At 68.1% G+C, this 11680-nt stretch carries 10 protein-coding genes; 4 read left to right on the forward strand and 6 right to left on the reverse strand.

Going from position 1 to position 11680, the window contains the following annotated elements:
• Window positions 1-15 precede the first annotated feature (15 nt).
• The 3 genes from ACZ9J7_RS17720 to ACZ9J7_RS17730 all read right to left on the reverse strand — a co-directional run bounded on the left by ACZ9J7_RS17720 (window position 16) and on the right by ACZ9J7_RS17730 (window position 2786).
• Window positions 16-390, reverse strand: a complete 375-nt coding sequence (locus ACZ9J7_RS17720; RefSeq protein ID WP_476211254.1) for a DUF948 domain-containing protein — start codon at window positions 388-390, stop codon at window positions 16-18.
• A 145-nt stretch (window positions 391-535) separates the two neighbouring features.
• Window positions 536-1162: a 30S ribosomal protein S4 gene (gene rpsD, locus ACZ9J7_RS17725; RefSeq protein ID WP_009357431.1), complete on the reverse strand. Its 627-nt coding sequence runs from the start codon at window positions 1160-1162 to the stop codon at window positions 536-538.
• Window positions 1163-1331: 169 nt separating this feature from the next.
• The gene (locus ACZ9J7_RS17730; RefSeq protein WP_476211256.1) at window positions 1332-2786 is read right to left on the reverse strand and encodes a replication-associated recombination protein A; all 1455 of its coding nucleotides are present in this window, start codon (window positions 2784-2786) and stop codon (window positions 1332-1334) included.
• A 64-nt stretch (window positions 2787-2850) separates the two neighbouring features.
• On the opposite strand from ACZ9J7_RS17730, the gene ACZ9J7_RS17735 reads away from it, so the two are divergent.
• Window positions 2851-3519 (forward strand): acVLRF1 family peptidyl-tRNA hydrolase, encoded by a 669-nt coding sequence (locus tag ACZ9J7_RS17735; protein WP_476211258.1) that lies wholly within the window; start codon window positions 2851-2853, stop codon window positions 3517-3519.
• Between the two features lie 17 nt (window positions 3520-3536).
• On the opposite strand, the gene ACZ9J7_RS17740 is transcribed toward ACZ9J7_RS17735, so the two are convergent.
• Window positions 3537-4301 (reverse strand): GNAT family N-acetyltransferase, encoded by a 765-nt coding sequence (locus tag ACZ9J7_RS17740; RefSeq protein ID WP_476211892.1) that lies wholly within the window; start codon window positions 4299-4301, stop codon window positions 3537-3539.
• Between the two features lie 123 nt (window positions 4302-4424).
• Window positions 4425-6221 (reverse strand): aspartate--tRNA ligase, encoded by a 1797-nt coding sequence (gene aspS, locus ACZ9J7_RS17745; protein ID WP_476211259.1) that lies wholly within the window; start codon window positions 6219-6221, stop codon window positions 4425-4427.
• Between the two features lie 95 nt (window positions 6222-6316).
• Between aspS and ACZ9J7_RS17750 the strand changes: the two genes are divergently transcribed.
• Complete coding sequence (locus ACZ9J7_RS17750) at window positions 6317-7570, forward strand: APC family permease (protein ID WP_476211261.1); 1254 nt, start codon at window positions 6317-6319, stop codon at window positions 7568-7570.
• 24 nt (window positions 7571-7594) lie between these two features.
• Here the strand turns inward: ACZ9J7_RS17750 and hisS are convergent, their stop codons facing one another.
• Entirely contained in the window at window positions 7595-8965 is a 1371-nt protein-coding gene (hisS, locus tag ACZ9J7_RS17755; protein ID WP_476211263.1) for a histidine--tRNA ligase, read from the reverse strand.
• A 227-nt stretch (window positions 8966-9192) separates the two neighbouring features.
• Here hisS and ACZ9J7_RS17760 point away from each other — a divergent pair, with 227 nt between their 5' ends.
• Together ACZ9J7_RS17760 and ACZ9J7_RS17765 are read left to right on the forward strand one after the other, a co-directional pair.
• Window positions 9193-10011: a peptidylprolyl isomerase gene (locus tag ACZ9J7_RS17760; RefSeq protein ID WP_476211265.1), complete on the forward strand. Its 819-nt coding sequence runs from the start codon at window positions 9193-9195 to the stop codon at window positions 10009-10011.
• 64 nt (window positions 10012-10075) lie between these two features.
• Window positions 10076-11665 carry a DUF349 domain-containing protein gene (locus ACZ9J7_RS17765; RefSeq protein ID WP_476211267.1) on the forward strand — a complete coding sequence of 530 codons (1590 nt, stop codon included), beginning with the start codon at window positions 10076-10078 and terminating at the stop codon, window positions 11663-11665.
• The last annotated feature ends 15 nt before the right edge of the window (window positions 11666-11680 follow it).

An 11680-nucleotide genomic window follows, 5' to 3' on the forward strand; every position in this document is an offset into this window, starting at 1 on the left:
TTATTCTCTTCGGATCTAGCGGCTGCGGCGCCCGGCGGCGGGCTTCCGGCGGTTGGCGAAGGCGCTGCGGACGCCGTAGCTGAAGGCGGCAACCTTGATCAGCGGGGAGCCGACCGTTGCGGCGACCAGCGAGGACAGCGCGGAGATGTTGGCCGTGGCATCCGAGACGTTCGACGAGATGCCGTCCACCTTCTTCAGCTGCTGGTTGGTGGTGGAGACGGTGGCCGTGACCTCGTCCATGAGGGGCGTGGCGCCGTCGCTCAGGGACCTGATGGTGGTCCGCACCTCATCGAAGACTTTTCCCAGCTTCAGGATGGGGACCGCAAGCAGCAGGACCAGGAGCGCGAACACCCCGGCAGCGATCAGGCCGGCAATATCGCCACCAGACATAGACGTTCATCTCCTCGAAATTCCGTGGTTGGGTTCCATCCTGCCGGCGCCCGTAAGCGGCGCCGCGCAGATGTCCCCCAAGTACCTTACATACAAAGAAGCCCGCGGCGCTTGCCACGGGCTTCTTTGGGTACGCTGCTGGGATTTAGCGTGCGTAGAATTCGACGACGAGCTGCTCTTCGCAGGTCACCGGGATCTCGGAACGCTTGGGGCGGCGGACCAGGCGGGCCTGCAGGGCTTCCAGCTTGACGTCCAGGTAGGCCGGAACGGCAGGCAGGACGTCGCGGTGGGCGCCGGCTGCGGCAACCTGGAGCGGAACCATGGTTTCGCTGCGGCTGTGGACGTGGACCAGCTGGCCCTCGCCGACGCGGAACGACGGACGGTCAACGCGGACGCCGTCAACCATGATGTGGCGGTGCACAACCAGCTGGCGGGCCTGGGCGATGGTGCGGGCGAAGCCGGCACGCAGGACCAGGGCGTCGAGGCGCATTTCGAGCAGTTCGATGAGGTTTTCACCGGTCAGGCCCTTGGTGCGGCGGGCTTCTTCGAAGGCACGGGTCATCTGTGCTTCGCGGATGCCGTACTGGGCGCGCAGGCGCTGCTTTTCGCGCAGGCGTACGGCGTAGTCGGAGTCCTGCTTCTTGCGGGCACGGCCATGCTCACCGGGGCCGTACGGGCGGCGCTCCATGTACTTGGCGGCCTTGGGGGTCAGAGCAATGCCGAGGGACCGCGAGAGGCGGGCCTGACGGCGAGCACGAGTGTTGTTAGCCACTTGTGTCCTTCCAATATCTGCGGTGTGTCAGTGTTACTGGCCTCCACGATGGAGAGCATCGGCCAACCGCTGCCTTTTGCTACTGGGCACAGGGCATAACCTTGCCAACCTGAATTGGGGAGATTGTGCGTCCGTGCCTTGCCAGACAAAGATTTAGCTTACCACGGCGTTACGTGCCCCGGACAATCCTCCGCAGGCGCTCCAGCCGTTGGGCGATGTCCCGTTCGGCACCATTGCCGGTGGGCTGGTAGTAGTCGCGGCCCACCAGGTCATCGGGCGGGTACTGCTGGGTGGCCACTGCGTGCGGCGCGTCGTGGGCGTACTTGTAGCCGACACCGTGGCCCAGCTGCTTGGAGCCGGGGTAATGGGCATCGCGCAGGTGGGCGGGGATTCCGACGCCGAGGCCGGCCCGGACATCCGCGATTGCTTTGTTGATGCCCATGTAGGCGGCGTTCGACTTGGGGGCGGTGGCGAGGTGGACCACAGCCTCGGCAAGGATGATCCGGCCCTCGGGCATGCCGATCAGCTGGACCGCCTGTGCTGCTGCGACGGCGGTCTGCAGCGCGGTGGGGTCCGCCATGCCCACGTCCTCGGCCGCGGAGATGACGATCCGCCGGGCCACGAACCGGGGGTCCTCCCCCGCCTCGAGCATCCGGGCGAGGTAGTGCAGGGCCGCGTCTACGTCGGATCCCCTGATGGATTTGATGAAGGCGCTGGCCACGTCGTAGTGCTGGTCGCCGGCGCGGTCGTAGCGGACGGCGGCCGCATCCAGGGCGCGCTCGGTGTGGCGCAGCTCCACGGTGACCGGCTCTTCGGCGGCAGGCGCGGAAGGTGCGCCTTCCTCCGCCACGGAACGTTCGACGTCGTCCGCGTCACCGAAAGCGACGCCCGCCGCGGCTTCCAGGGCAGTCAGCGCCCGCCGCGCGTCACCGCCGGAAAGCCGGACCAGGTGGTCCAGGGCTTCGTCACTGAGCCGGACCTTGCCGCCCAGCCCGCGCGGGTCCTCCACGGCCCGCACCAGGAGGCCCTCGATGTCCGCATCGGTCAGGGGCTTAAGCGTCAGGAGCAGGGAGCGGGAGAGCAGCGGTGAGACCACCGAGAAGGAGGGGTTTTCCGTGGTGGCAGCCACCAGGACCACCCACCGGTTTTCGACACCGGGCAGCAGGGCGTCCTGCTGGGCCTTGTTGAAGCGGTGGATCTCGTCCAGGAACAGCACCGTGGTGGTCTTGTACAGGTCGCGGGCGGTGAGGGCGTCGTCCATGACGCGCCGGACATCCTTGACGCCGGCAGTGATGGCGGACAGCTCAACGAACTTCCGACCCGGTCCGCGCGCAATGACGTGCGCCAGCGTGGTCTTGCCGGTACCCGGAGGGCCCCACAGGATCAGGGAGCTGGGTCCGGCCGGACCGGCGGCGTCCGCGCCTGCCCCGGCCGCCAGCTGGCGCAGCGGCGACCCTTGGCCGAGCAAGTGCTGCTGGCCTACTACCTCGTCCAGGGTGCGGGGCCGCATGCGGACGGCCAGCGGACTGCGCGGCGAACCCTTGCCCCGGGAACCGGCGCTCTCCCCCGCGGCGGGACGGTCGTCGTCGTCGTTTTCTGGCCCGTTCCCGAAGAGATCATCCACATAGATAGGCTACTTCCAGTCCAGCACCTGCTTTTCCCCCTCCCCCAAACCCAAAGGAACCGCCATGCCCGCCGCCGGCCACTCAGGCGCCCAGTCTTCCGTGCGGACAGCATTCGTGTCCGGTCCCCGGCTGGCGGGCTGGGCGGAGCGCTTCGGCACCTCCCACGGGGGTTACCGGCTCCAGGATGGCGACGACGGCCTGCTCCTTGTGGCGGCCGACGGCGCCGAGGCGCTCCTGCAGGCTCCGTGGCCGGCTGATGGGCGGCCGGGCCGCGGCGCCGGGCCGCTGGAGCGGCTGGCTGCATTGGCCTCGCAACCACGCCGGCTGGGACTGCTGCTGGTAAGGCGGGGTGGTTATGGCGTTGGGGTGGCAAGCGAAGGCACCCTGCTCGCGTCCAAGGCCGGCACCAGGTACGTCCAGTCCCGCACCGCGGCGGGCGGCCAGTCCCAGCAGCGGTTTGCCCGTCGCCGTTCCAACCAGGCGGACGCCCTGGTGGGGGCCGTGGCACAGCAGGCCGCGGAGGTGTTCCGCTCAACCGCCTTCGAGTATGTGGTGCCTGGGGGCGACAGGACCCTCGCGGACCTCGTCCTGGCCGAGCCCCTGCTGCGCGAATACGCACGCCTGCCCCGCCTTGCCTACCTGGACGTTGCCGAACCCCGGGCCGCGGTGTTGAAGAAGGCCGCGGCTGATGCCTGCTCCGTGCGGGTCACAGTGGCGGATCCGGCGGGTTAGCCGGCCGTCCCGGATTGTCAGCAACCGGTGGGTGCGCGCCGGGGGCGCTCCTGCCGGTAGAGGTATCGGCCGGCTTCACGGAACCCGGCTTTCGCGTACAGCTCCTGCGCGCCGTGGTTCGCTGCCGTGACCAGCAGCCAGAAGCCGTCCACGCCGCGCTCCGTGCCGGCCTGAAGCAGGGCCTGCAGGATGGCGGCCGCGAAGCCCTTGCGGCGGGCTTCCGGAAGGGTGGCCATGCAGTACAGGCCGCCCTGGCCGCTGCCGTCCGGGAGGGCAAGGCGCCCGACGGCGGCGGGCCGGCCACCGTGGTCCCGCACCAGCGCATACACGGCGGGACAGCCCTCGAGGATTTTCCTTGCAGTCTCCAGTGCATCGTTGCCGCCGCGGCCGTCCACGTCCCACCAGACCCGCAGCCACTCCCCCGACGGTTCCGTGGAAGACTCCACGGCCGGCGCTTCGCCTGCGGGAAGCCGGACGTCAATGGCGCCGCGGGCCATGACCAGCGTCTCGGACTGGCGGGTGAAGCCTTCCGTGTCCAGCAGCCTGTGAAGCGCAGACGTTGCCGGGGTTTCGAAGAGCTGGAAGATCATCGGGAGGCGGCGGCTGCGGTACCAGGCCCTGGCCTCCCTGAGCATGCCCGCGAGACCATCAATGCCCTCTTCGCCACTGCCCGCTGCCCTGTGCGGCCAGATGGAGTTGGCCCGCTGGGTGACGCCTGCGGCCGCCCGAAGGGTCCAGCCGCCGGCGTCATGGCGTTCCAGGGCGGGCCACGCCGCGTCCATGGCTTCTTCGAGGCCCGGGGGTAGGGGCTGGACCGGGCTCGCTGTGGTCACAGGGCTGTTCCTTCCTTAACGGCAGGAGGTCCCCCGGGCGGACCGGGGAACCTCCTGCCGTGCGGCCGTTGACTACTTCTGGTCTTCGGTCTTCTTCACTTCGGGCTTTTTGGCCTCGGGCTTGAAGTCCACGCCTGCTTCCTTGCGCTGCTGCGGCGTGATGGGGGCCGGGGCCTCGGTAAGGGGGTCGTGGCCACCGCCGGACTTCGGGAAGGCGATGACGTCGCGAATGGACTCGACTCCTGCCAGCAGCGAGACCACGCGGTCCCAGCCGAAGGCGATGCCGCCGTGCGGAGGCGCGCCGTACTTGAAGCCCTCCAGCAGGAACCCGAACTTGGTCTGGGCGTCCTCCTTGTCCAGGCCCATCAGTTCGAAGACGCGCTCCTGCACTTCGCGCTGGTGGATACGGATGGAGCCGCCACCAATTTCGTTGCCGTTGCAGACGATGTCGTACGCGTAGGAGAGCGCCGACTCGGGATCCTTGTCGAACGTGTCAAGGAATTCCGGCTTGGGCGAGGTGAAGGCGTGGTGCACCGCAGTCCACTGGCCTCCGCCGACGGCAACGTCACCGGACGCCACGGCAGCGGCGGCGGGTTCGAACATGGGCGCGTCCACAACCCAGCAGAAGGCCCAGTCAGTGGGATCGATCAGGCCGGTGCGGTGCCCGATCTCCACGCGGGCCGCGCCCAGCAGGGCACGCGACGGGGTCTTCTCGCCCGCGGCGAAGAAGATGCAGTCGCCGGGCTTCGCGCCCACGGCATCGGCCAGGCCCGCACGCTCGAACTCGGTGAGGTTCTTCGCCACCGGTCCCGCCAGCTCGCCGTCCTCCTTGTACAGGACGTAGGCGAGGCCCTTGGCGCCGCGCTGCTTGGCCCATTCCTGCCACGCGTCCAGGGCGCGGCGGGCCTGGGAAGCACCGCCGGGCATGACAACAGCGCCCACGTAGGGTGCCTTGAACACGCCGAAGTTGGTGTCCTTGAAGAATTCGGTGAGCTCGGTCAGCTCCAGCCCGAAGCGGAGGTCCGGCTTGTCGGAGCCGTACCGTGCCATGGCGTCGGCGTAGGTAATGCGCTGGATGGGCGTGGGAATCTCCACGCCGATGAGCTGCCACACTGCCTTGACGATGTTTTCGCCCAGCCGGATGATGTCGTCCTGGTCAACGAAGCTGGCCTCGATGTCCAGCTGGGTGAATTCCGGCTGCCGGTCCGCGCGGAAGTCCTCGTCGCGGTAGCAGCGGGCGATCTGGTAGTACTTTTCGAACCCGCCCACCTGCAGCAGCTGCTTGAAAAGCTGCGGGGACTGCGGGAGGGCGTACCAGGAACCCGGGGCCAGGCGTGCCGGAACCAGGAAGTCACGGGCGCCTTCCGGCGTCGAACGCGTCAGCGTGGGAGTCTCGATCTCCACGAAGCCCTCCTGGTGGAGCAGGTCGCGCGCCACCCGGTTGGCCTCTGAGCGGAGGCGCAGGTTACGGCTGGGGCCGGGGCGGCGCAGGTCCAGGTAGCGGTGCTTGAGGCGGGCTTCCTCGCCGACTTCCACGTGCTCGTCAATCTGGAACGGCAGGGGGTCGGAGGTGTTGAGGATGGTGACGTCCTCGGCGATGACCTCGATTTCACCGGTGGCAAGCGCCGGGTTCTCGTTGCCTTCCGGGCGCTTGGATACGGTGCCCTTGACCTGCAGGACGTACTCGTTGCGCAGCCCGTGGAACACTTCCTCCTCACGGACCACCACCTGGGCCACGCCGGAAGCGTCGCGCAGGTCAACGAATGCCACACCACCGTGATCACGACGGCGGCCCACCCAGCCGGCCAGGGTTACGGTTTGTCCAATGTGCTCGGAACGAAGGGATCCGAGGTCATGTGTGCGCAGCACAGCACGCCTTTCTGCGGGAAAACAGTGGGAATTCAATATGATCGTTGCGGAACGATCCCGTCCGAGTTTACCCGCTGGAAAGGCAATGCCACCGCATGAGCGAACCGCAGCAGCTGCAGCGCAGGCTCGGGACCTTTGACGCCACCGCGATCGGGCTCGGGTCCATGCTGGGCGCCGGGGTGTTCGTGGTCTTCGCTCCGGCCGCCGCGCTGGCCGGAAACCTGCTGGTCCTCTCCGTGCTCATCGCGGGGGTGGTGGCGTACTGCAATGCCGTCGCGTCTGCCGCCCTGGCCGCCAGGTACCCCACCAGCGGCGGAACCTACGTGTACGGCCGGAACCAGCTGGGCGAATGGCCGGGCTTCCTGGCGGGCTGGGGTTTCGTCACCGGCAAGACAGCCTCCTGCGCAGCCATGGCATTGACGTTCGGCAGCTACGCGGCGCGGGATTATGCAGTCCCGGTTGCTGTGGCTGCCGTCGTGGCCCTCACCGGAATCAACCTGCTCGGCATCACCCGGACCGCCCTGCTGACACGCATCCTGCTGTGCATGGTCCTCGCGACGCTGGTGTTCGTCGCCGTTGCTGCGTGGCTGGGCCCGCACGCCGGGGCGGACCTGGCCGGGCCGCCGTCGGACAAGCCGGCGGGGGTGCTGCCGGCGGCAGGCCTGATGTTTTTTGCTTTTGCCGGCTACGCCCGGATCGCCACGCTGGGTGAAGAAGTCAAGGACCCCACCCGGGCCATCCCCCGGGCCATCCTGGCAGCGTTGTCGGCCGCATTCGCCATCTACCTGCTGCTGGCACTGCTCCTGCTGGCCCACCTCGGACAGCGTCTCGGAACATCCGGGACGCCGCTGCTGGACGCAGTACTCGATTCCCGTCTTGCCCCTGCGGCGCCCCTGGTACAGGCCGGCGCTGCCGCCGCGTGCCTGGGCGCCCTCCTCGCGCTTATTACCGGCGTGGGGCGGACCACCCTGGCCATGGCGCGGGAACGCGACCTTCCGGGCGCGCTGGCAAAGGTGGGCGGCACCCATACCGTTCCGTACGTGGCCGAACTCGCCGTGGCCGGCGTCGTGATCCTGCTCCTGGTGACCACCAACGTGATGACGGTGGTGGGCTTTTCAAGCTTCGGTGTGCTGGTTTATTACGCCGTGGCCAACGCCTCCGCCTTTACGCTGGCGGCGCACCCCGGGTACGCTCCCCGCTGGCTGAACATCGTCGGTTTCCTCGGCTGCGTCGTCCTGGCCTTCACCCTGCCCCCGGCTGCTGTCCTGACCATGGCCGCGGTCCTCGCCGCAGGCGTAGCCGGACGCTGGCTGGTGCTGCGTTTCCGGCAGCACCAGCCCAAGCCTTAGCGTCCCGGGGCTGGAGTTCCCGGTCTAGGCGGAAGCAGCAGCCGGCGCCGTTGTTTCAACCTGCACGGTGAGGTCCTCGACGGGCGGCATCCAGGTTTCGGGGGCGGCCAGCACCTGCTCGCCGGTGCGGATGTCCTTGACCTGGTGGGTGCCGTCGTCGTCAGTGAACCAGACGAAGGGGATCCCCCGGCGGTCCGCGAACTTGATCTGTTTGCCGAACTTCTCGGCTTTGGCCGCCACTTCGGTGGGAATGCCGCGGCTGCGCAGCAGGGCGGCGACATCCTGGGCCGCGCCCCAGCTGTCGTCGTGGTTCAGGGCCACCAGCACGGCAGTGGGAACCGAACGGGAAGCTTTGGCCAGGTCCTGGCTCAGGATGCGGGACACCAGGCGGGTCACCCCGATGGACAAGCCCACGCCGGGGAACTTGCGGTCGCCCTTGGACGCCAGGGCGTCGTACCGGCCGCCGGAGCAGATGGAACCCAGCTGCTCATGGCCCACCAGCACGGTTTCCACCACGGTACCGGTGTAGTAGTCCAGGCCGCGGGCGATGCTGAGGTCTGCCAGCACCTTGCCGGGAGCCCGCTGCACGGCGGCATCGATGACCTGTTCCAGTTCGTCCAGGCCCTCGTCCAGGAGTTCGTTGCTGACGCCGAGGGCCCGGACCTGCGCCACGAAGGACGTATCTTCGGTGCGGATGGCAGCGAGCTGGAGCGCCTTGGCGGCCTGGTCATCGGAAGCACCCAGTTCGGCCTTCAGCAGTTCGGCCACCTTGGCAGGACCGATCTTTTCAAGCTTGTCGATGCTGCGCAGCACGCCTGCGGTGTCATCGAGGCCGATGCCGCGGTAGAAGCCTTCGGCGAGCTTACGGTTGTTGATGCGGAGGCGGAAGTCCGGGATGGGCAGGGCGCTCAGGGCCTCGGCGATGACGAGAGCAATTTCGACGTCGTAACGGAACGGAAGGTCGCCGTCGCCCACCACGTCGATGTCCGCCTGCGTGAACTCGCGGGCCCGGCCTTCCTGGGGCCGCTCGCCGCGCCACACTTTCTGGATCTGGTACCGGCGGAACGGGAAGGCGAGGTAGCCCGCGTTTTCGACGACGTAGCGGGCAAACGGCACCGTGAGGTCAAAGTGCAGGGCAAGCGCGTTCGGGTCGGCCTTGCCGGCTTTGACCGGGTTGTCGCCTTCATCCTCCTGGAGCCTGCTCAGCCCATAGACTTCCTTGTCGATCTCCCCCTTGCGGAGCAGCTGGCCCACGGTTTCCACGGCGCGGGTTTCGATGGAGGCGAAACCATGGAGTTCAAAGACCCTGCGCAGGGTATCGAGCACGTGCAGCTCCACCAGCCGCTCCTCGGGAAGCCACTCGGGGAATCCGGACAGGGAGGCGGTGCGTGCCATGGGGAAGGTTCTCCTTAGGGATGGAAGGCGCGGCGGCACTCGCGGCCACACCGCTCAGGCGGCGTACGGCGGCAGCACAGCCAGCCATGCATAAACTATGTGCGGCAGCCAGTTTATGCGTCATCCGTGTGCATCTCTAATGCAGCGGGCGCGCACAGCCTGGCCTTTTACTTCCTGCGCCCCGCGGCTGCCCGCGGCGCGCAGGAGCCCGACGATGAGGAGGACCCTTGGCGGCCAGTTCACGCAGTGCCCGCGAAACGAAACGGCGCATCCAGCAAATGGAAGCCAAGCGTGACCTTCGGCGCGACCAGGAGAAGCGGCGGAGGCGCGACAACCTCGTGGCCGCCGGCGCCGGAACCGCCGCCGTGGTGCTCGCCGTCGTCCTTCAACTCACCGCGTTCGCGGGAAACCCCACCGAGGACGAATATGCCGCGGCGAAAGCGGGGCTGACCGAGCCGTCCGCCTCCGCCAGTGCGTCCGCCACTCCATCGGCCCCGGCGACCAACGGTCCTAACATTCCGGCGGCGGACACGGCGGCCGGCAAGACTTTCACCGGGCAATTGCTGCTGAACGGCAGTCCCCTGGGCGTGGAGGTTGACGGAACCAAGGCTCCGCAGGCCGCCGCCGTCTTCAAGTCCCTCAGCGACGAAGGCTATTTCAACGGCAAGACGTGCCACCGGCTCACCACCGCAGACCAGTTCGGCGTGCTGCAGTGCGGGTCGCCCAACGGCGACGGCCAGGGAGACCCCAATTACACGTGGGGCCCGCTGGAAAACACCCCGGCGGACAACATGTATCCCGCAGGGACCATTGCCGTTGCCCGTACCGGCAACAACGCTTACGGCAACGGGACACAGTTCTTCATCGTCTACAAGGACACCGCCATTCCGGCCGATGCCGCGGGCGGCTACACCGTGGTGGGCAAGGTGACGTCGGGGCTCGATGTGGTGACGGGCATCGCTGCCGCCGGCATCACGCCGGGTGCGAGCGACACGGACGGAGCGCCAAAACAACCAGTCACGATAGACTCGTTTTCTCTGAAGTAGCCCGGGCCCGCATGGCTACGGTGCAGTACGTGAGTATTTCCCTCCAAGCGAAAGACTTTTAGCGGTGACAGACAGTCAGAAATCCGACGAAACAGCAACAGGCGCAAGCGACACCACGGCACCGGCCGCCGACGACGCTAACCTTCCTGCTGCAGCTGCCGAGCAGGCACCCGTAACACCTGAAGCCACGGCTTCGGAGGAAGGCACCGCGGACGTGGACGCCGCTGCGGACGGCGCTGCGCAGCCCGACGACCAGGCCGGCACGGCCACCGCCGCTGAAACGGCCGCACCCGCTCCCGGGCCCCGGCCGTCCGCGCCCTCGCCCGCTGCCTTTGCTTCGCGCCCCAAGCCCGCTGCCGCCGCCCCTGCTGCCGCACCGGCTCCCGCCGCGCCCAGCACCTCCGTCGCCGAGGCCTCCAAGTGGGGCCGCGTGGAAGGCGACGGCCACGTCTACCTGACCATCGACGGCGGAGAACACCCCGTGGGCCAGTACCCCGGCGTGAGCGGCGATGAAGCGCTGATCTACTTCGCCCGCAAATACGACGATGTCGTGGCCCAGATTGTGCTCCTGGAACAGCGCGTCAGCTCCAAGGCGCCCAGCACCGACATGCAGAAGACGGTGACGCACCTGCGTGAGCAGCTCGCCGAACGCAACATGGTGGGCGACCTGCGGGCCGCCGAAGCGCGCCTGGACCAGCTGGCCGGGCAGATCACCGAGCTGGAGCAGGCTGAGAAGGCCGAGCACGATGCCGTCCGCGCCTCCGAGCTTGCAGCCCGCGAAGCCATTGTTTCCGAGGCTGAGCAGATTTCCGGCCAGGATCCCGCGCAGACCCAGTGGAAGACCTCCAGCGCCCGCATGAACGAGCTCTTCGAGAACTGGAAGGCCGCCCAGAAGAGCGGCGTACGGCTTGGCCGCAGCAACGAGGACGCACTCTGGAAGCGCTTCCGGGCGGCCCGTACGGTCTTCGACCGCCACCGCCGCGCCTACTTCTCCCAGCTGGACAGCAACAATTCCGCCGCCAAGGCTGCCAAGGAGAAGCTGATCGCCGAGGCTGAAGCCCTCTCCACGTCAACCGACTGGGGCTATGCCGCGGGCGAATACCGTCGGCTGATGGACCAGTGGAAGGCATCACCGCGCGCCAGCCGGAAGGATGACGACGCCCTGTGGGCACGGTTCCGCGCCGCCCAGGACGTCTTCTTCAGCTCCCGCCAGGCTGCCAACGACGAAATCGACCAGGAGTACGCGGCGAACCTTACGGTGAAGGAGTCGCTGCTGGCCGAGGCCAACGGCATCCTGCCGGTCAAGGACCTCGCAGCCGCCAAGAAGGCGCTCCAGTCCGTCCGCGACCGCTGGGAAGAGGCCGGCAAGGTGCCCCGCGCTGACATGGGCCGGATCGAGGCCGGCCTCCGCAAGGTGGAGGACGCCGTCCGCCACGCCGAGGAAGAGCAGTGGCAGCGGTCCAACCCGGAGCGGAAGGCACGCACCAACAGCGCGTTGTCGCAGCTGGAATCGGCCATCGCCGGGCTCCAGGAAGACCTCGCCGATGCCGAGAAGACCGGGGACCAGCGCAAGATCAAGGCCGCCCAGGAGGCTCTCGAAGCCCGCCAGGCCTGGCTTGACCAGATCCAGCGGTCGGCAAGCGAGCTGTCCTGACCTTCCAGCCCTGAG

The sequence above is a fragment of the Pseudarthrobacter sp. TE9888 genome (assembly GCF_056279345.1).